Annotated in this window: 21 protein-coding genes; 10 read left to right on the top strand and 11 right to left on the bottom strand. The window is 48.8% G+C overall.

Features of this window, described 5'->3' with window-relative positions; translation table 11 throughout:
* Window positions 1–59 precede the first annotated feature (59 nt).
* From AACX78_RS10800 to AACX78_RS10750, 11 genes are all read right to left on the bottom strand, one after another.
* Window positions 60–770 carry a DUF2931 family protein gene (locus tag AACX78_RS10800; RefSeq protein WP_236556322.1) on the bottom strand — a complete coding sequence of 237 codons (711 nt, stop codon included), beginning with the start codon at window positions 768–770 and terminating at the stop codon, window positions 60–62.
* Window positions 770–2,704, bottom strand: a complete 1,935-nt coding sequence (locus AACX78_RS10795; RefSeq protein WP_159166195.1) for a T6SS phospholipase effector Tle1-like catalytic domain-containing protein — start codon at window positions 2,702–2,704, stop codon at window positions 770–772. Before AACX78_RS10795 ends, AACX78_RS10800 begins: the two co-directional genes overlap by 1 nt.
* Window positions 2,704–3,495, bottom strand: coding sequence for a DUF4123 domain-containing protein (locus AACX78_RS10790; protein ID WP_159166194.1), 792 nt, complete (start codon window positions 3,493–3,495; stop codon window positions 2,704–2,706). Before AACX78_RS10790 ends, AACX78_RS10795 begins: the two co-directional genes overlap by 1 nt.
* On the bottom strand, window positions 3,495–5,537 hold the full coding sequence (locus AACX78_RS10785) for a type VI secretion system Vgr family protein (RefSeq protein ID WP_159166193.1): 2,043 nt from the start codon (window positions 5,535–5,537) through the stop codon (window positions 3,495–3,497). Before AACX78_RS10785 ends, AACX78_RS10790 begins: the two co-directional genes overlap by 1 nt.
* A gap of 11 nt (window positions 5,538–5,548) precedes the next feature.
* Entirely contained in the window at window positions 5,549–5,836 is a 288-nt protein-coding gene (locus tag AACX78_RS10780; RefSeq protein WP_042867113.1) for a type VI secretion system PAAR protein, read from the bottom strand.
* A 211-nt stretch (window positions 5,837–6,047) separates the two neighbouring features.
* On the bottom strand, window positions 6,048–6,566 hold the full coding sequence (hcp1, locus tag AACX78_RS10775) for a type VI secretion system effector Hcp1 (protein ID WP_159166192.1): 519 nt from the start codon (window positions 6,564–6,566) through the stop codon (window positions 6,048–6,050).
* 229 nt (window positions 6,567–6,795) lie between these two features.
* Window positions 6,796–7,596, bottom strand: coding sequence for a LuxR family transcriptional regulator (locus tag AACX78_RS10770; protein ID WP_159166191.1), 801 nt, complete (start codon window positions 7,594–7,596; stop codon window positions 6,796–6,798).
* 118 nt (window positions 7,597–7,714) lie between these two features.
* The gene (locus AACX78_RS10765) at window positions 7,715–8,116 is read right to left on the bottom strand and encodes an H-NS family histone-like protein (protein ID WP_159166190.1); all 402 of its coding nucleotides are present in this window, start codon (window positions 8,114–8,116) and stop codon (window positions 7,715–7,717) included.
* 457 nt (window positions 8,117–8,573) lie between these two features.
* A complete protein-coding gene (locus AACX78_RS10760; RefSeq protein WP_201302835.1) occupies window positions 8,574–9,257 on the bottom strand; it encodes an inovirus Gp2 family protein in 684 nt (227 codons plus the stop codon).
* A 574-nt stretch (window positions 9,258–9,831) separates the two neighbouring features.
* Window positions 9,832–11,382: a YfjI family protein gene (locus AACX78_RS10755; RefSeq protein ID WP_159166188.1), complete on the bottom strand. Its 1,551-nt coding sequence runs from the start codon at window positions 11,380–11,382 to the stop codon at window positions 9,832–9,834.
* Window positions 11,383–11,520: 138 nt separating this feature from the next.
* Window positions 11,521–11,913, bottom strand: a complete 393-nt coding sequence (locus tag AACX78_RS10750; RefSeq protein ID WP_236556321.1) for a helix-turn-helix transcriptional regulator — start codon at window positions 11,911–11,913, stop codon at window positions 11,521–11,523.
* Between the two features lie 353 nt (window positions 11,914–12,266).
* On the opposite strand from AACX78_RS10750, the gene AACX78_RS10745 reads away from it, so the two are divergent.
* The 10 genes from AACX78_RS10745 to AACX78_RS10700 all read left to right on the top strand — a co-directional run bounded on the left by AACX78_RS10745 (window position 12,267) and on the right by AACX78_RS10700 (window position 20,187).
* Complete coding sequence (locus AACX78_RS10745) at window positions 12,267–15,116, top strand: hypothetical protein (RefSeq protein WP_159166187.1); 2,850 nt, start codon at window positions 12,267–12,269, stop codon at window positions 15,114–15,116.
* Window positions 15,117–15,862: 746 nt separating this feature from the next.
* On the top strand, window positions 15,863–16,438 hold the full coding sequence (locus AACX78_RS10740) for a recombinase family protein (protein ID WP_159166186.1): 576 nt from the start codon (window positions 15,863–15,865) through the stop codon (window positions 16,436–16,438).
* Window positions 16,439–16,523: 85 nt separating this feature from the next.
* Window positions 16,524–17,126: a hypothetical protein gene (locus AACX78_RS10735; RefSeq protein WP_159166185.1), complete on the top strand. Its 603-nt coding sequence runs from the start codon at window positions 16,524–16,526 to the stop codon at window positions 17,124–17,126.
* A 49-nt stretch (window positions 17,127–17,175) separates the two neighbouring features.
* The gene (locus tag AACX78_RS10730) at window positions 17,176–17,646 is read left to right on the top strand and encodes an IrmA family protein (RefSeq protein WP_236556320.1); all 471 of its coding nucleotides are present in this window, start codon (window positions 17,176–17,178) and stop codon (window positions 17,644–17,646) included.
* A gap of 87 nt (window positions 17,647–17,733) precedes the next feature.
* Entirely contained in the window at window positions 17,734–18,033 is a 300-nt protein-coding gene (locus AACX78_RS10725) for a lecithin retinol acyltransferase family protein (protein WP_236556319.1), read from the top strand.
* Window positions 18,034–18,331: 298 nt separating this feature from the next.
* Window positions 18,332–18,757: a DUF2787 family protein gene (locus tag AACX78_RS10720; protein WP_159166184.1), complete on the top strand. Its 426-nt coding sequence runs from the start codon at window positions 18,332–18,334 to the stop codon at window positions 18,755–18,757.
* Between the two features lie 9 nt (window positions 18,758–18,766).
* On the top strand, window positions 18,767–19,051 hold the full coding sequence (locus AACX78_RS10715) for a hypothetical protein (RefSeq protein WP_159166183.1): 285 nt from the start codon (window positions 18,767–18,769) through the stop codon (window positions 19,049–19,051).
* A gap of 87 nt (window positions 19,052–19,138) precedes the next feature.
* Window positions 19,139–19,636 carry a RadC family protein gene (gene radC / locus AACX78_RS10710; RefSeq protein ID WP_159166182.1) on the top strand — a complete coding sequence of 166 codons (498 nt, stop codon included), beginning with the start codon at window positions 19,139–19,141 and terminating at the stop codon, window positions 19,634–19,636.
* Window positions 19,633–19,824: a hypothetical protein gene (locus AACX78_RS10705; RefSeq protein ID WP_064337736.1), complete on the top strand. Its 192-nt coding sequence runs from the start codon at window positions 19,633–19,635 to the stop codon at window positions 19,822–19,824. Before radC ends, AACX78_RS10705 begins: the two co-directional genes overlap by 4 nt.
* 24 nt (window positions 19,825–19,848) lie before the next feature.
* Window positions 19,849–20,187 carry a hypothetical protein gene (locus AACX78_RS10700; protein ID WP_201302834.1) on the top strand — a complete coding sequence of 113 codons (339 nt, stop codon included), beginning with the start codon at window positions 19,849–19,851 and terminating at the stop codon, window positions 20,185–20,187.
* Window positions 20,188–20,304 lie beyond the last annotated feature (117 nt).

The raw sequence follows: 20,304 nt of genomic DNA, 5'->3' as shown, positions 1-20,304 counted from the left end.
TACTGGGCCAACCAGTTTTGGTACTGCTTCATTGATACCTCTTAAAACCGCTATCCAAATTAATTGACTGGATTGGTATCCGTCTTAGGCTGTGCTGCGCGGTAAGCGTCCATGATAGGGACCCAGTCCATGCCCATTGGAATTGGGTACTGTTGGTAGGCTGCACCATATTTTTGATAAAACTCGTCAAACCCGTATTGCTTGCTCAAGGGAACTCGCTTGTCATAATAATCATCGGTTACTTCATAGGCTAAACCCCTAACAAGCAGAATGTCTGGTTTGACGTTGTATTGTGTCAGGAACACCTCGACATAACCGCCCGGAGCCATCCCTACGGCAATGACATTACGCTGCGTTTCTTCGCGTTTTTTGCCATTTGAGATGAAGTAACGCTGGGCCATCTGAGTGCCAATGTCTACAGGTAGTTTCAGGGTAATACCATAGCGTTTTTTATCATGGTACGAGACCCACTCTATTTGTACTTCATTGGGTATCGGTTGATTTTCAGCACTCCTTCCCTTGCCGATGGTCCAACTGTAGTCTTTGTCCCTCAATGACTCCTTGCTAACCGATGATACCGCCCCATTTGATGAGCCATGAATAGGTTTTCCATCTCGATAAAAATTGGCTTTGCTGCTCCAAATTTCATCCGCATTGGTACCCACCATATAACGCCAGTCCATAGTGTTTTGGCTATTGGCTATACCTTTGCTACTGCACCCAAGTAGAGCCATAACCAGTAGTGACAAGCCGATCCAACGGAATTTCATTATCCCCCCTCCTGGTTAGTGTAAATATGACGCGCTTCTTTGCCTCGGTGGTGATGTGGCCTATTCACCAATCCTGTATCAGCGCTGTGATGAAGATATTCAAAACGCAGTTGGCGGTAGGCCTCAGCATCGAGTTGCTTAGTTAAATCCTTGGACACCCCCCGCTCTTTGGCGGCATTGACCCAGAGCATATCAAGTTTGGCCAGATCGGTACGAGGGAGTTTAGGTGCACCACTTTCCAACATGAGCGCCCGTTCATCTGGTTTCCATGTGATAAATGGCACTCCAACATCCTGAGCTGCTGTGACCATCATGTGAAGTGGAATGCGTGAGTATTCACCTTCGACTACGCGATTGAGCAGCACTTCAACCTCGACACTCATTTTATCTGTCTTGGGATGTCGGCTGCTCCTCACTCGCAAGCTGACCTTATTCCTCACCGGAGCACTCGCCACATTAGGTAAGTCAACAACCTCGTTACCCCACCCCTTTACCACCTGCTCTTCGGCATACTGCCTAGCTCGTCGATAGGCGCTGCTATCTTTAGGGTCATATGTCATAGCAGATGCTTCACTTCTACAAACCTTGATGGAGATTTGCTCTGTAATCGCGGGATCGCTATTGGGATTGCTCAAACTCCATCGGCTGTAGTAACCACCACCCACATCAGAGTGAGATCCTGGAATGAGCACCTCAGTAAAATTGGGTGCAATCTGGTTACCAGCAACATCATCAGTGATCCGGGTCAAGGCAAAGAAATAGCGCCACTCATCGGCTGCAATGAGATGGACTACCCGTTCGGCACAGTCGGGAGCTAACGTTACGTTTCGCTTATTGAACATTGCAGTACAAACGGTATCGAACAAGCCGACAAATTTAATACGGCAATCCTCACGATTAGCCCAGTCAAAGCCTGCTTTTAGCTTGATGGTACTCTCATTTCCGATAGCATCAGCCAAGAGATGGTTTGCTTGTTGATCGAGCATGTTGACAAATTGCCGAGCAGCCGAGGCACCTCGGCTAAAACCAAATACATCAAAGTTGATCTTGTGAATACCGTCGAGGGTATTGAGCGTTGGGCCTAATTGTAGTTTGAGTTCCTCGACAATCTTGGTTTTACAGGCCTTCTCAACTTTGGCCAGACTTGAGGTGCTCCCAGTATCGGCTCCCTGTCCAGCTCCGGTGTCACCATCCCCATCCTCAGTGCCGATGCCATCAATATAAACCGCAACACTAAGAGCACCTTTATTGCGGCGAATGTATAAATCATGGGCCTTACCAATATTGGTAACATCATTTGCTTGGCTTGCAACCTTTAGAGGGACATCCCCCGCCTCGCACTGTTTGCGCAGTGCTTCTCGTTCTTCAGGAGCAGCACATTGCTCCAAAAATGTCTCTATTCCATCCTTGCCAATCAAATGGTTAAAGGTGTTGTTCGAGGTACCATCGAAGAAGACGCCAATCCGCAAGATATTGAGCTGATAACCTTTCACCTCGATCACGTAGGACTCGTCAGTGAGCAGACGAGCTGGCTGCGCCTGGCCACGCTTGTGACCTTCCGGCAACGGCTGCTCTGGATCGGTTTGGCACAGATCCCCAGTAGTCAGCTTGACGTGTTTACGTTTCACATCCTTATGGCCAATAAATTTATCGGTGTAGGTTGGAACCTTGCTGGTTTCTCCCTCCTTTAGCTTTTCCCGGCTCTGTGCCGCTTTAAGCCAAGGCTGGTTCTCAATGGTCAGGGTAACCTCACCAACGGCAAAGCCTTGCACCAAGGTGGGGCCATCCTTGAGGGTGACGGTTTTCACTTGGCCGGTTTCATCTTTCAGCGTGGCCTTGAGGCCCTTGAACGATTGGTTCTGTTCATCACGAACATCAATCTCAATCCACCGTTCATACTTCTCGCAGAGTAAACAATGTGCACTTACAGACATCAGTGAGTTCCTATCAAATCGGTGTGTTTGCCGAGCCAATGGGCGACTTGCATGAATTCATCGTCGGTGAGCATCAAGGGGACACGTATGCTGTCCAGCGTAAAATCGGCTTGCAGCGCCAGAGCTCCAGCGATGACGCCCTCGCGCACATCCTCAACCAACCCATCTCGATTCGCTTGCTGCAACGTGGTCAGGATCACCGGTTTAGGATTGGGGTGGGCTCTCATCACCTTCTCTATTCGTTGCCAGAAATGGCGGCGCAGTATGTCGGCATGACGGGACTCGTCATACAGGCCCGCCAGCTGGTGCTCCCGAATATGGAACCACGGCGTTTCACTCGCTGGTATCCAGATGAAATCCTGGCTTCGCGTGATACACTGCCCTTCGATCATTAACTGCTCGCAGGGGCCAAGCAGCGCATCGCTCTCTCCTGGCGTCATTGCGGTGAGCATGGGTAGCAAGATGCGATGATCGGCATAGCGAAACCACACGGCCTCGCCGTCATAAATGGCGCTGTTCAGGCTCTGCCAGTGACGCTGCATTACTTCTTTCGAGGCGCGACTACGGCAGTAAAAGCCGCTGAGTGTGGGGTGTGCCTCAACAAAAGCCTGCGAGGGAGTAGGTAGCAGCCAAGGACCGTGTTCGGCTTGCGCTGAAAAGTCTGTCCCGGCAAACAGTGGGTAGGCATCATTTCCGCCCAGCTCATAGAAATGCGCAATCAAGGATGGGTCTGCCGCCGCATCAATGACGGCATACAGCGACCCTTCTTCGCGCCATTGTTGCAATACCATCAGTTACCCCCTTTGTCTGCTAGCGGGCAAGGTTTTGCCATCGGCATCATGGACTCCATGGTTTTCTGAATACCAAGCGCAGTTATCGTGGCCGGTGGCGCCACAGGCACTTCAACACCGCCCGGCAGGCCGGGCATCTGACCCGCCCATCCCGACCCCGAACCGGCACTGCCGCCCGAGTTCATCTTGATGGTGGGGCCAACTAGGGTGACGCCACTGGGGTCAACCTTCACAAAACTGCCACCCACTTTGAGGGTCAGTTCGGAGCCTGCTTCCAACACAATCTTGTTACCAGCCTTGATGTGGACCTCTTGGCCTGCCTCAACCAGCAGTGACTGGGCCAGCTTCTGGTGGAGCGAGGCATCGACCGTCAGCGAATAGTCAGCCTTGATGTGGTCGCACTTCTCGCCCTCGACCGTCAGATGGTCATTGGCCTTGATCCGGGTCACCCGCTCGTTGTCGATGTCTCGGTGTTCGTCGTGTTTGATGTGCCACGCCGCATCGTTCTCAATCGCTACGTTCAGGTCTTTCTGACCGTGGATGTAAATCTCTTCCTGCCCGGCCTGGTCTTCAAAACGCAGCTCGTTGAAGCCCTCACCCTGGTGGGTTTCGGTACGCAGCACGGTGCGGGTTTTGTTGGCAGGCAAGTCGTAAGGTGGCCGGTTGGTGGCGTGGAAGGTGCGCCCGGTGACGATGGGTTGGTCGGGGTCCCCTTCCAGAAATGAGACGATGACTTCATGGCCGATACGGGGGATGGCCATCATGCCGTATTGACCGCCCGCCCAGCCCTGGCTCACCCGCACCCAGCAGGAGCTCTGGTCGTTGGAACTGCCGTAGCGGTCCCATGGGAACTGCAGTTTCACCCGGCCATGTTCGTCGCAGTAAATTTCTTCACCCTCGGGGCCCACCACGATGGCGATTTGCGGGCCGTCCACCATGGGCTTGTGGGGCGCCTCGGGGCTACCGATACGCGCTCGCCAGGTAGTGCTGGATTTCACTACCCCAAATTCGTTGTGGTAAACGGTCGGGCCACTACCACCCTCTTCCTCCAGCGCCTGCGGTTGTTCGCCTGTGTGACTGATATGAACGATTTGCCAATCGGTGTTGAGGCTGCCGTTCGGATGCTCGGTCAGGGAGAAGCTTTGTCCCGGCAGCAGAGCTGCGCTGTTGGACTTGCCACTGCCTGCCACTGCGTCATTGCGCAGGGCATCGAGGCGGTGCTGGGTGAATGCCTTGCCGCTCGGGTCCTGCTTGTAGCGACCCGGATAGTCAAAATGCTGATAGGTGTCGCGCTGGTGCTCGAGCTCGGCCCCCATCTTCTTCTGGGAGAGGCTGTAAGCCGGGGTCTTGAAGCTGTAGTCCTTGAGCTCTACCTCTGCGGGGCGCACTGATTCGCGGTAGTGGAACTGGCGCACGTAGGGGCCTTGCTCCAGCGAACGGTTGCCGAGGTTGAAGAACAGCTCGGGGCCTGCAGTCAGCGCCGCTGCATCGTCGGCAAAGACAATGCGATGTTTGCCTTGCTCGAATTCGTGGAAGTAGAACAGCCCCTCTTCAGCTGCAAGGCGGTTCACAAAGTCGAGGTCGGTCTCGCGATACTGGACGCAATATTCACGCTGAGCGTGCTCGTTTTTCAGAGCAAAGGCGTAATCGGTGATGCCGTGCTCTTGCAGCAGGATACTGAGGATTTCGTCAGGCTTCTGTGCCTGGAAGATGCGGGAGTTTTGGCGCAGGCCCAATCGCCACAGCGCAGGTTTGACCTCGAGGCTATAACGGGTGCGGCGAAAGCCGCTGTCCCCTTGGGCAAACTCGCTTACTACGCCGCACACTCTGCGTTGCAGCTCGCCGTTGTACCACACCAACAGCTCGCAGGGCTGGTCCAGCACGGCACCAAAGTCGATATCCGGTTGCTGGCTGGCAACCTCCAGGTGAAGGTTAAAGGGGCGGTTCAAGCCTTCATCGAACTTGAAGCTCGCTACCGCAAAGGTGTTGTCAGCCAGTGCGCCAACCTTGACGGTAAATTGTAATCCTGTGCTCTGTGCCATGACTCTGTTCCTTATCCTGCCTGCCCGCTGCCTGAACCAATTACCACGCCACCGCAATCTACTGCGGTACCTGTGACGGCGATGGGCTTGCCGTTCACCAACACCGAGCTCACGCCTCCGGCAATGCTGCGTGGGTGAGGTGGGTTGTTGGGTTTGTCGTGCGGCGCGAGCGGGTCACCCTGACGGGCCACTGGCTTGCCATCGAGAAAGACATCAGGGCTGGCGGCTATCACCGGGGTCGGTGGGAAGCCATCGTGGTCGGTGCCAATGTCACCGAGCAATGCAATGGAGGGACACATAACGTAAAACCTCTTGTGTGCTTTGCCATCCCCCCGCACTCGCTACCAAGGTAATCCCCATTACATCAGCAACCAGACAGGGGGATGGCAAAACATAAAAGGCTCCGGCAGCCAAAGACTGACCGGAGAAACACGGGATAAAAAGGCCGGAGCACACCGGCCACAAGATACAAAACGTAATACAAGGAATAGCGAAATCAGAAAGTGAGGCTTACGCCTCGCTAGGAGCGCGCCAGTCGTCAGAACCAGAGGTACCAGCGACGGTGTGCTCCCAGTCAATCTTGCGGTAAGCAAGAGAGACCTGGATAAGCTGGGTGAAGTCAGACTTGGCCGGGTCTTGGCAATGCGGCATCTTGCAGTCGATGTCAACGATGGTGGCATCGGTCAGCACGGTAGAGAAGAAATGCTCCTGCTTGCCTTCCACGGAAGTGCGGAACCACTTCAGGGTCACTTTCGGCAGCATCTCGCCGGAGGCCAGGGCGTTGTACATCAGGGGTACGGCTTTGTTCAGCGCAACGGTGAACTTGAAAGGCTTGTGGACACGCTGACCAGCCGGTTGACCGGATTGCGGGTCAGTCGGTACGGTCACAACGTGTTGGAACTCTTGTACCAGCATCTCGTCTTCGTGGCCTTGCACGAAGATGTTGCCGACGGAATCGGAGGTGAAGGCACTCGCGGTGATGTTGCCCTGGGTTTTACCTTCGATGCTGATATAACATGGAGTTGGCATGGGTATGTTCCTAAATAAGTTGGTTAAATGAGATAGCACTCAACCAAAACTCTTAGCAGTGACCATGCCACTTTATTGAACTGTTAATTATCAATAGCTTACAAACACCCGCCACGACACCGCCCCAACCAGCAGCAAGATGTTGCACCAGGCAGAGTATCAAGCCAGCAAAAATGGCATTGCCAGCGTTAAATTCCACACATTGCGCAATGAATTGCGCCAGTCAGAACTATTGGTCACCCTCATCAATATTTCCCACTAATGCCGTATCGATGTTTAGCCGCACTAGCCCCTGCTTGAGCGCCCAGGATATCGCCTGACTTTTACTGCTCGCCCCCAGCTTCTCGACTACCCGATTGAGGTGAAAGGTCACGGTTCTTGGGGTGATACCCAATATCTGGGCGATGTCACTGACTTGCTTGCCCTCTGCCGACCACTGGCACACCTCCAGCTCCCGTAGACTCAACGCATCCCGAGGGGGCATATCGGACAAGCAGACCCGCACGACCGCCTCAAAGATGTGCACCGACAGCCAGCTCAAGAATGGCGTGGCCGTCAGCCATTGGTGTTCCGGACGGGGTGTTCGGGTAATAAATGACAGCAACCCCACATGACCGTTGGCCCCATGCCAGGGGAAAGTGATGCCATCGCACAAGCCCGCCTCATGGGCCTGCAGCATGACCTCTACACCAGCGGTATCCTGTTGCTCGCAACACTCGTTGATGAGACTAGCCCACAGAAACGGCATGCTCTGAGTCATCCCTTTGCGTACCACCGGGTCTACCGCAAAGAAGTGCTGCGCAGCATAGGCCTGCACCCACTGGGCAGGACAGCCATTGAAGATACGCACCTCGGGGCGCTGGATAGAGCTTGGAAAAATGAATCCCAGCCGAAAGTGGTCAAAGCCCATCTGCTGGCTGAGGGTGCGCAACAGCGTGACGATGGTGTGCTCGTCAGTTGCTGTATCGAACTGGGTGATGAGCGTCAGTGCGTCGGCAGTATTGAGGAAATGAAGCGGGGTAGTGGTCAAGCATTCAGCTTACAAGCGATAAAACGTACTGAATATTATCAAGAATTAATCAAGCATAACAATGACATCAACATCAATAAGGGTGGGGCCATGCCAATAGTCGACATGGCCCACAGGTTTAGATGAGAAAGTCATCCAGCTGACAGCCCTGCTCGAGCTGCTCAGCCAGGAACTTAGGTGTACGGCCCTGGCCGGTCCAGGTGCGCTCTACCCCATTCTCGACATAGCGGTATTTGGGAGGACGAGGGGCACGCTTAACCTTGCTCGCTGTAGTCGCTGCTGGAGTACTACCGAGCAACTCAGCCGGGTCAATCCCGGCATCAGCCAACATCGCTTGGAACTCAGCCAGCTTTTGTTGACGTTCAGCATTGGCAGCTTGTTCTTTATCTGCCAGCTCCAACCGTTCCAGATAAATCGCTTCAATTTTCTCGAGGGCTTCTTTGAGCTGGTCCAGGGATAACTCGCGCATTGCAGCGCGCAGGCTACGGATATTCAACAGCACTTTCAGAAATTCACTCATGATTAAGATTTCTCTCGATAAGGGGATGCCTGCCAAGCACTATAAATAGCCCTAAAACAGGCAATGCATATGTTTAACCAGAACGAACTGATGACCAATGGTGACTCGTTGCGTTCAAAATGATACAAATAGCAGCAGCCACGATAAATATTACATTATTGTTCCAGTTTAAAGCAACTGCTGTCTGTGATTTGTATGGCCGTCCATAAAACAGGATATAGCATAAATTAGAGGGGGAGCTACCTTCGCACAGCTACTCTCGTTATGTTGTCATTAGTAATGCCCATTAAAACGCTTGTAATACTCATATAGCACATCCTGATAATTATCTTCCCCATGTATCAACTTGCCCTTTGACACGCGTATAGTGCCTCTGGTGCACGCTAGCAGCCTTTCACAATGACTAGGAATGGGTTAATCTTCCGCAGTTTAATTTCACCAGCACCCAACATGCCAATTAACGTCTCAATGAATGGACTTGGCTAGTGCCGAAATTGCGGTAGCCATCGCTTATCTTGCCTTCGTGTTTGCTAAGGTATGCAATGCGAAATAGAAATCCTAAATAATCGCTTTTCCTTAAGATTGCATCATCTCTCGTGAACCAGCAGTTGTGATTTTCAGGAAACTCGACTAAGTGTGCATAATTAGGGTAAGGGAGCGCTAATGCGCTACACCAAGCCCTCTGAAGCCTGACACCCATGTTGTCAGCATCATAACGTTGATAATTGCCTAAAAAGGCATACACGTCTTTGTTAAAGAGCAATACGACGTGGTAATGACTGTGGGCAGAGGTATCCCGTTCCCGGCACCAGATATAGGCTGGCAGCTCAGGTTCACCTCGCCGGTTATTGCGTATGTGGTCCGCTCGGAGTTGTTCTTTGAGTGATTCAAAAAAGCGGGTAATCGCTCTTGGATCTGAACGCTGCAGACAGAGCAGCGTATCAAGATCGTCAGGTGGGCTTTCGATAGCAAAACGCAGGTCTATACGTAATGCATAGACACGTGGATATCGAATAAACATATCGTAAATGACATCCAGGCTACGCACTAAGCTGCGACGATCAATGGAACCGTAATTGGCTTCGCTTAGTTTCAATAACTTAGACACTTCGGATAAATTCAATTTAATATTATTCAACACGTTCATTACTCCAATGTGTTATTAACCAGGCTAGATCTCCCTGAGCACTTGGCTCAGGGTAGTAGCTAGATTTATATTACTCACTAAGTCAGGTACTGTTAACACCAGTCCCTAGTAGTCTGGGATATCGTTAGGTTACAACTCTAGAGGGCATATGCGTTTCATGGCTCTCAGGACATACACGCACTATCGATTGATATACTAATGGCATCGCCATACATCACGCATTAATAACTGATATACTCTCAATGGGTGTACGCCACTCATTGCCTGACACTGTTGATGAGTACATGCTTGTATCAACAGGCATGTACTGTACCAGGTATATATAATTTGGTATCTATACAGCATGTGTGCAGTATATTAGTTGGTGTATATACTGCATATGTTAGGAATGTATATACTGCATGTATATATTACCTATACCGGACATTTAAAGCTGATATATAATGCCATGCAATTGACGCAAGCCTCGCTATATAAGGCCTTGTAAAATAAGGCCTAACTGAATAGCCTACAAAACAAGTCTTAAATTATGTTATTTAAGTTGACACTTACAAACCCTACCAATTAGTTATTTCCAAAGTATTGGGTCTTTTGTTTTTCTTTCCTCTGACTCCTGATAAGAGACAAATTTAAACTCTGAGTGCAATCCTCCTGAAAAAGAAGCTACTCTTGAATCTTCAAACTCGTTTCGTTGTTTAGCTTGGGTGTACTCAATCATCATCTTCCCTTCCTTTCTATAGTTTCGCACTCTGCCATCGAATTCCAGTTGCCTGAGCGCTTCATCACGGGACTTCGCATTTCTCAACGGATTAGGGCCCCGCTGCAATATGTCATTTTTCTCGATTGAAACGAGGTTGTTTTGATATACATGCTTATAAAGCCACTCATCTAATAATTTCGCATCACTCTTCACACCGGCTTTATCACACGAACTCATTAACTGTATAAAATGGTCAAAATACCAATTGGCAATTTTATACCCAGCCATGATTGAATCAAGCGAGATGTCAGCATCACATCCGTTTACAAAGACCTCAATCACTGCTGCCAACCTAACCGCCTGTTCGTGAAATTTTGATGCATAGTCGCGATATGCCTCCAGTAGCTCCCCGGCAGCAATATGTTCTTCAAACGTCACACACATTCTATTCCAATATGCTAGCGCCTTTTCTGATAGCTTAATAATATTATTCGGTTGACTGTTATTACGCCGTGCTATCCCTTGCTTCAGTAAAGTAGCGACACGTTCATGGAACCACTTCAAGTCTTCCTCACCCTGCTGAGGCTCACTTGTTTGCAGACGCTTTCCCTGCGTTGACTCACACGTAGCAATTAAGCACCTGGCAAGAAAACCACTATCACGTACCGCTTCCCCATTTTTAGTTAAAAAACGTTCAAATGCCTTTGGCTGAACCATTAACGTGAGCCCAAGACGAGCACCATTGATGTTAATACCAGGGCCTATGCCTTTCTCTTGAACTATACGTCCACCTGACCACAAACTGTTCAGTACCGACGTCTCATTTAGAAAGTCCCTTGTCAGTAGCCGACCAGCTTCATCATTCATGATAGAAAATGACATATTCCCCATGCCTAGCTGCTGCTTGATTGCTGCCGTCGTGACATCATTCAGTATCAAATTACGATAAGACGGGGCTGTCGGTTTGCTATCCTGAAGCATCCTGATAGTCTCTTCTATATGCTCAGTACGGTGACCTTCCTTAACCGCTTTCCTATACGCCTTATCTGCTACCGACTCTTTTAAACGCCACATTTTCATATCGGCATTGAATTTTTCAAGCTTCTCTTCATACTCCTTACTCAACATTTCTTGAATATCATGAACTGGTGATATCAATAGATTGAACACAAAGGATTTGCGCTCCCCCGAACCGGCGATAACAATAAAATACAGTGTTACTTGAAACTTTAACCTCTCATTTACTTGGACTTCAACCAAATCTTGACATGCCAAGTCCATAATACTCAACATCAACGGTATAATGAGACTGTCGGGAGCTTGACTTACATTCATTACGTATTTAAGGGCTCGTTGTAAACATATAGGCCAGATGTCTCTGGGAAATTCGCCGGGTGGCACGATGTTAACTTTTATCATTAATCACCTCCTCATTTATACCATCAGTAACTTTGCATGAGTAATATCAGTATCAGTTAGGATGACGATAGCTCATAGCTTGACTACCATTTATTAATGGCCATTTATATATTTCAGCATGGATTTATATTGAGCATATTACGACAAAGAGTGAAGCCACTCTTCAATATCTGCTAACAGCCATCCTATTGAGGCACCTCCCAAACGCAGTGGCATGGGGAATCGCTTGTCATACCACCGGCTGCGTGGATTTATTTTGTTATAGATAGTAGAGCGACTAAGACCAAGCAGCACCACTAAGTCCTTCATGCGAATAATTTGAATAGGATAAGGCATTTTTGACGCTAGCTTAGTTAACGCTGCATTATACCGAGTGTGATGATACTGAGCCTGTACAGCGTCATCGTTAATAAAACTTAGTTTCTTCGAATGTTCCATGTTCACCTCCACATCTATTTTGCTTGTCAGTGAACCAATCATTTCATGCATCGATCGATTATCAGAAGCGATATAAAAAATATTGCTAACCATGCCTAACGCTGTTTAATACCCTGTTTTGATGTCAAAAATGACATGTAGGTCACGCCCCATCAATCAGGATTGAAATTTAATTATTATTTTTCATGCAGTTAGATAGTTGCACTCAATTCATCCCAAGCATGATAGGGAGCTTGAATATTTATCTTGACAAAATTAAAAAACGAAAACAACTTCACCGCAATTTAAAAAATGAATAACAATCAATAGTTTACTGATAAAGCTCATGCGGAGATATTCATCGTTAGTTTGGATCCTTCTACTAGATCTGTTCCGGATGATTGGTTCGCAGGCCTGAGTCATTTGCTTTACAGTATCGACTTGCACAATTGAAGGAGAGCGCAACCATGGCATCACGACATCCAAATGCCACGACAACCACCGAACAGCGCAAGTTAATACAAAACTCCCCACTGACGGTCTCTGAGCTGGCGAACACGTTGGGTGTATCCGAAAGAACGGTAAGACGCTGGAAGGCCAGGAAAACGACGGAGGATGCCTCTCACACTCCACATCGTCTTCCCACTACGCTTACAGAAGAGCAGCAGTGGTTTCTGATTGCGGTGCACAAAATGCTTCGTCTGACGCTTGATGATCTCTTGTGTGTCGCGAGAACCTTCGTCCTGTCTACAACGTCTCGCTCCGCTCTGTACCGCAGCTTAGCGCGTGATGGGGAAACCAACATCACGGACCCGTTATCTCAATACATCCGAGCAAAGGTCAAACCACGACGTCAGCTCAACAAGCCCGGCATTGTTGAGATAAGGATCAGGCGTCTGCCCGATATGCCGGAGAACACTGCACATCATTACGTGCTAGTCGCACAAGATTGCGCATCGCGCTGGGCTTATATCGAGATACAAGAACACACGAAAGCCGTTAACGTGATAGCGTTCTTGAAGAACGTGAAGGCACATTTTCCGTTTCAGATCCGGGTGCTGCTTATCGAGCAACACCTTCGTATGTTTGATAAATATCCTTTGCCAAAGGAAGCCCATCTCACCCGTGCCCCGACTGAAATCTGCAATGCGTTAGCACTACCACATCTTGAATTGATGCGAATCAGTAATGAGCTGTGTACAGATAGTGATAAGCTCTTTCGAAATAGCTCCTTATTAAACAATAAAGCTACATCAGTAACGCTATTGCACAATTTTAAAATGCAGTTAGATCGCTTTACGTATTGGTATAATCATCGTATACCTCAACGCGCTATAAAGAATCTTACACCTTATTCATGTCTACAAGCTCATTATAAAACTGCCCCTAAGCTATTCATTAGAGAGCCATTGCAACCTTTTGTACAGACGCATTTTTTAAAGATCTTTATATATGATATTTTTTACGCATTGAAACTAATCAATGAGCATTCGAATCCAGAGGGTATAAAGCAGACCAGAAAGGGGCATTTTAAAAACACTAATGACTTTAAGGCACACCAGGATATGTTTGGCACTTACATGCCTTTGCTTATCGATCTAATAAGTGGCACAACCAGCGGTTTTACGCCCTTTCGTTATAGTGTACTGGAACATCTATATTTAGAAGTTTCATCTATCCCAATCATCACATTGAAATCCGAAGAAGAAGTAAAGGATTGCTATGTCAAACATGTATTAATACCAATAATCGCCATTATCACTCACAAAGAAAGCATAATTGAACGTGCTGAGTCGTTTTTTTATCACATTCACAAAATGCTTGAATCGAATTTTGATAATGAAACACTCAGTGCCGATAATTTGCATGTGAGGATAAAGCTTTACTTAAGACAATACATTCAGTATTTGGATTTAAATGAAAATGATATTGCCAAGAAAATTGCAAGAAACATCAAGAATATCGGCCCTGGCAGAATGCAAACTGCTGATACCATTCTTGGCATGTTTGAATTTAGGAAGAGATATGAAAATGACAGAGCTAAAATCATAGCGAATGCGCTGCCTATCAATGAGAAGGAGTGCGCAGAGTTAACGAAATTGCTAAAGCTAAACACGGCATATCTCGCGATGTCACTTTTGTCTAGACTGGAAAGCCAATCAGCTCATTTAGAAACACTTGTTCACCGTTATCATAAGCTGTTATCTAAGGATGAACAAATGCTTTGCCTGCAATATCATCTACAAAATCTTTTCTTCCTGCCAAATTTGACGGGGGACCGTGGTATTAATAAAATAAACAGGCTTGGTGACAATTACTTAAAGCGCCAGTTTGCGCCACTGGTTAATCTTCTTCATACACCGGTCAGACATGAGTTGTCGGTAGACACTATGCAGGAAAATGAACAATTAATAAATCAGCTAAAAGACCTCGTCTCCAGCCCACACCAATCTTCTTTTGATATCTATGACCGAACCATTTTTAAACCAATCACTGATATAGATCAACAGGATTGGGCTCATCGGTCTCTTTTTATTCCCTATGCCTATCTTATCAAGATTATCAACTGCATTCAGGATGAAAAGTTAGATGATGCTTACGCATTAGCTGATGATGCGCCATATGGTGCATGTGAACAATTTAGTTTTCTTGCCTATGCCTTTTCGATGCTTTACGTTGGATTGCATTTTCGCTTAAATAAAGGAAAGCTGAGTAACAGCAAGTTGACTATCTTGTCTCATTACATCATTGCAGGGCAGGGCCTTATTACCACAGACCAAAAAAGCCCGATTGCAATAAACCAGCTCATGAACAGCACGCTCACTAATGAGTCGCGCAATGCCTTAACATCTTCCCCGAACAATATCTCAATCATGCGTGCCATTTATGCCTACAATCAGCTAACATTAAAATTGACCTGTACCTCCAAGAAAGGTTATGGGACCGAACCAATACCACAAGCAATATACGGTATGTTAGACAGGTTATACCATGTTAGCGCTACGTTGACGGCTGAATTAAACAATATATCGCCAGATGCTTCACCAGAACAACGCGCAGAAATATTCATGAACCGTACAACGCTGACAGAAGATGACCTTCATGGTGATCTTATTCCCTTCCTCAAAGATTCATCCTTCATTAACTGTATGTCAGAAAATTTGTTTTTAATTGAACATCTATGTGGACCATCGTTCACGGAAAATGGACTCTTGGCTATGTCCCAATTCGCATCTCAACAACAAAATATGGCACGCTTGTATGACCACCTGCGCTCTAAGGCTTGGGACAGCTTCCTAGGTGTCACCGTAAACTGACCTTATGGTGGCCTACCGTCCCCGTGATACATTGCTATTTTTGCTATTTGTAGCGAAAATAGCAGTGTCTTAAGACCAAAAAAAGCCCTTCCATCTATTGACAAGCTCTTCATTTCATGAATGTGGGGAGGTGTTAAATTGCTGTTCCTTGCTCATAGCTGGCTCTAAATTTTCATGCGCTTTTGACCCTAAATAGTTGGTGTTTCTCCCCCCTCCTATTATAAAAAATTTAAGATATATGTTATCTCCATGAACCTAACCAAGGGACTGCTCTATCAGTCCCATTTTTATTGGAGATATTTCATGACTCATTTCATTGACTCCGTGGCCTATATCGGCCAACCACCCAGGCATAGCCTCGGTAATTATCCCCCTCCTAACGCCGTTTCTCTATATGTGGTTGCAGGCAGCCGGTGGCTTTGAACTGGAGATAGTTGGGTTGCTCAAGGGCGGTCGAAAATTATAGGTACTGGCCCTACCAACCAAGACCCGATATTCCAAGGCGGGGATAAGGTGAAGTCCTATATTCTGTTGTGATAGAACGCTCTACGCCCCATTGCAGCTCAATCAGACAACCGGTTTCTTATTTAAACCACTGGTGTGATTCAATAGATCAAGCCCTAGTGACACTCACGAAATCGGCACTCATTTCATCTATTTTCCTCCATTTTCTGGTCATTAAGGTCTCTTCGAGACTTTTGACCATGGGGGTCAGTGTACCTTGCCCTATTGACCGGGAGGAGACCATGGCACTGGTAGGTTACGCACGTGTTAGTACGGGAGGTCAGAGCCTGGAAGTTCAACTTCGAGCGCTGACCGAATGTAATAAAGTTTTCCAGGAGAAGGTTAGCGGTGCCAGTGATGATAGGCCACAGCTTGCTCTCCTCTTGGATTATGTGAAGGAGGGAGACGTGGTGATGGTTACCAAGCTGGATCGTTTGGCTCGTAATACTCGTCACCTATTGGAGATATCAGAATTTCTACAACACAAGCACGTTGCATTACGGATATTAAATCTGGGGATCGATACCTCAACGCCTACCGGCAAGTTAATGCTCACCATGATCGGTGCTATCGCAACATTCGAGCGAGAGTTGATGTTAGAGCGACAAGCAGAGGGTATTGAGTTAGCCAAACGACGAGGTGTGTATAAGGGCCGTAAGCCTACCGCAATGGCAAAAGGTAATGAAGTTCTTGCACTGGTTGCCAAAGGACTATCCAGAACTGAAATCGCCAAGCGCACGGGAATAAGTGTTTCCAGCGTACAACGTATTCTCAGAAATCAAACTAACCAAACACAATTTTTACCAGAAGCAATGTGATATTAACAGTGAATTTTTCTTACTGGCAAGCCAAACATCGATAGGACGTCCTTTGGCAATAGGGATATATACAATGGAGATAGATATGAACAGTATACTAAAAGCAATGATGATATCGAGTGGTCTTATATTCACCGCGATATCTGCTCACGCGGCTGAAATCACAGGAACGTATGATACTTGGGCGACTATGAAATCTCAGGGTTGGTACTCATCTGATAATTTTGATGACAACAAGATGCATAACGCCCTCAAATGGAGTGGAGAGGTCATAAATCAATATCCATGGACCAAATATGCCTTCCTGAGAAAAATGTCTGGAAGTCCTTTGTTTTTAGCTGATAAGAACAAAAAAACACTTACCTATCTTTCTTATAAGCCACGCAGTGGTGACTACTCGGATATCAGCATCATATATCAAGGTGAAGATGAAGGGAAAGGTTGCTACGTCTCCATTGTCGACACCGGGAAGGTGCTTGAATTTGAGCAGTCGCGTTACTCTATGCTCTCAGATGAACCACAGCAGTCGGTCAGCACCGAAATACTAATGGTGTTACCAGAGCGTTGTATCGATAAACAACAGCTCAGTTCAATCAAAGCCAAACAGCGCCAAGAAGAACGAGAACTTCAGCAGTGGGTCGGCCAACAGAGTCTGAAAGAGCTCTGTCAGAAAACCGGCAACTGTTAATTAAACGTGTTGAAACCAACACCCAACTTAAAAGGTGGCTTAGCTGAACATGAATAAAATTCGAAAGATGCGAAATGGCATGAAAAAAAGCTTTGCGGTATTTCTCGTGAGTGGTTTGTGTTGGAGTACAACCTGTTTTGCCGAGGCCCAACGCTACCTATCTATCCGGCACACCGACACCGTTTACGCAAACCAAGGTGTCTGTGCGTATCACTTCTCTTTAGATAGTGGTGGGGCAGACGAGTTTGGTCATTTGTATATCACGCTGCAGTTTAATGACAAGAAGGGCAAAGCGCTGGCCGAATCAACGCTGGAAGTTGAACCCTTCGGTGGGAGTTCAGCTACTCGTTATGGTGGCGGTTTTACGGAAGTTGATTGCGGACAGATTGAGCAAGCTAAGTCAATCGCCATTATTCAGGCGACCGAAGTCTTTGCACATAACCAAGTTACCCGGCTCCCCATCTCCACTTTCACACCCGAGTTTCATCAACCACTGAAGATCACCGTGAGCGGCAAGTAGTACGCTCAGGAAAAATAAAGCCAAAGGGCGTCACCGTGATGGTGACGCCCTTTTTCATTTCCAACCCTTGATGAGGAACATCACCCCATGACACGACATTTCATTATCGGCGATCACCTGGTTACACCGCAGCCTGAAGGCCACCATCACGGGATTTTCGTTGGCCATGACCAGGTCATTCACTGTCTACCAACTCCTGCCGGTGATCACTCAGGTCAATTGGCGCAGACCTCCTTGGCTGAATTCAGCCAGCACAACGCTATTGAGGTCAGGCCCCACGTCCAACGCCTGTTCTGTCGAGAGGAGAGCCTGACACGGGCCTACGCACGGCTAAGCGAAGGCGAACAAGGCCAGCCATTTGCCACTAGCGAGCAATTTGTTACCTAGTGCATTGAAGGGGTTCAGCATCCCCCGAAGCTGCTGCAGACCGCGGTAGCAACGGTAGTGGCTGCCGAAGTGGCCCGCCATACGCTGGGCAAGGCGGCCACCAGTGCAACCGCAGGGCTTGCTGCCAGTACTCTGGCCACAACTGCTGGCGGTAGTGGGGCCGCTGCGACGGTAGTGTCGATCACCGGCATTGCTTCAGCCCCGCTGTTAGCTCCTCTTGCAGTAGGAGCGGTTGCTGCCTATGGCGTCAGCAAACTCTGGGATTGGTTCAAAGACTGAATCTATACGAGGAGACATCATGACAATTCCTTTTCACCGTGATGGCGTTAACCTGTTTGTGACAGAGCCACTGCTGGTACTACTCAATCAGGAAGTCGTGAAATATGACTTCGACCTTGAACAACTCACCCGGCTTACCTTCAGCTTTCGCAACCCTGACTATCAACCTCAAAGTGGTGGGGTCCATCCGGTCGAAATCCAGCTGATACGTGGTCTTGATGGTTGGCTATTCGACTACGTCACTGATTTTAGCTACCAAGGCTTGGGACAAGATACCGAGCTCTGCAAAGAACTCGACTTCAACTTCCTGGATAACGAGCACTACCTGCAAGGCTGGGGGCCGCTCCCCATGGCAGATGCCCAAGAGTTATTCAACATGTGGCAGAACAGTTTTCTTGCCTACGCCCAGCTGGGCTTTTTTACCGTCACCGTCAGTGGTGACTGAGGAGGACTGATGCCCAAACAACCGATAGCTGTTGAGCTCGAAGCGATTAACCGGGAGGGGGAGACACAGGTGGTACGTGACAGTGGCCTGACCGTACAGGACCACAGTGTCTACCTGCGGGCGGTAGAGGCCAGTGGATTTGCCCTGGCTACCTGGATTGCTGACTATGACACCATCGGCCCTGCCTATGAACTGGCGGAACGGCTGAGCCTCGCACTGGCTATCCCGCTGAACGTGTTGGTCCCCGAACCGCTGGTGCCAGTGAAGAGTGAATCCGCCGCCACGGCCAGCTGAACTACTCTCAAAGTGAACCAACAACCTCTCTGCATTTAGCCCCGGCATGCCTCGCGCTGCCGGGGTTTTCTTTTTCAGGAGACCACCATGCGTTACCACAAACTGAAAGCCGGGGAGTGCCCCGGCACCTATGTCGTCACTGAACCCGTGACCGAGCAAGACCTGCTGCGTATCGCCAACCAGATTGCCAGGAAGCGCCTGGCTAAAGGCACCGCCATCACCTGCACCACCGAGGCTGCTCTGCGGCTGCAAACCCTGCTGCAAGACCGGGAGCACGAAGTGTTTGGTGCACTGTTTCTCGACTCACAGCATCGCGTGTTGGCTTTTGAGGAGCTGTTTCGCGGCACCCTCGATAGCGCCAGCATCTACCCACGGGAAGTGGTCAAAAGGGCCTTGCAACTGAACAGTGGTGCGGTCCTCGCTGTGCACAATCACCCAAGTGGTGATCCGGAGCCCAGTCACTCAGACCGGGTCTTTACCCAAGCCCTCAAAGAGGCCTTGGCGCTGGTCGATGTCCGATTGCTCGACCACCTGGTGGTCGGCGCTGAGGGCGTGGTCTCGATGGCCGAAAGAGGCCAACTATGAACCAGACCCCAGGCAAAACCCACCTCACTGCCCTCGATATCCTCTTCGAGCTGCGCTGCTGGCTTGAAGATAACATTCAGATGCAAGCCGAGCCCGCTATCGTGGCTCACCTCCCCAACGGTTATCTGCTCACCCAAGCCGACTGCATCGAGGCCATTGACACACTGCTCCACCAGCTACGCCATTAGTCACGCCAAGAAGGAACAAACGCCATGCGATTACCCAATCCCTATTCCCTTGAGGAAACGCTCGAGAAGCTGCGCCATGGCCTGACAGCCGTCAGCAACGAAGATGCGCTGACGTTGCTGGAGAAGGCCATCACCAAGGCTAGTGATGACCGGAGTTATGCCAAGCAGTTTGAAGAGACCTTGCTGCAAGGCTCCACCATCGAGATACGCGACTGTCTCAGCTGCTTTGGCGACTACGTCGAACGCTCCCGAGACGCACCGCCCTATTACCCGCACCACGATGCCGTTAACGGCATTGATTGTGCTCTCTACGCCATCCTGTTCGATGCGGCTTACCCAGACGCAGCGCGGGCACAGCAATAACATGTATACCGATCGCCGAATAACATGCATGCCGATCACGTTTCCACCCAATAACCCGGATCATCAAACCAGGATCATCAGGTCCAACACCATGATCCGGATATTCCGATCCCCCCA

It is taken from the genome of Aeromonas sp. 9A (assembly GCF_963900955.1).
GTDB classification, from domain to species: domain Bacteria; phylum Pseudomonadota; class Gammaproteobacteria; order Enterobacterales; family Aeromonadaceae; genus Aeromonas; species Aeromonas salmonicida.
This window is presented reverse-complemented; position numbering and strand designations above follow the sequence as displayed.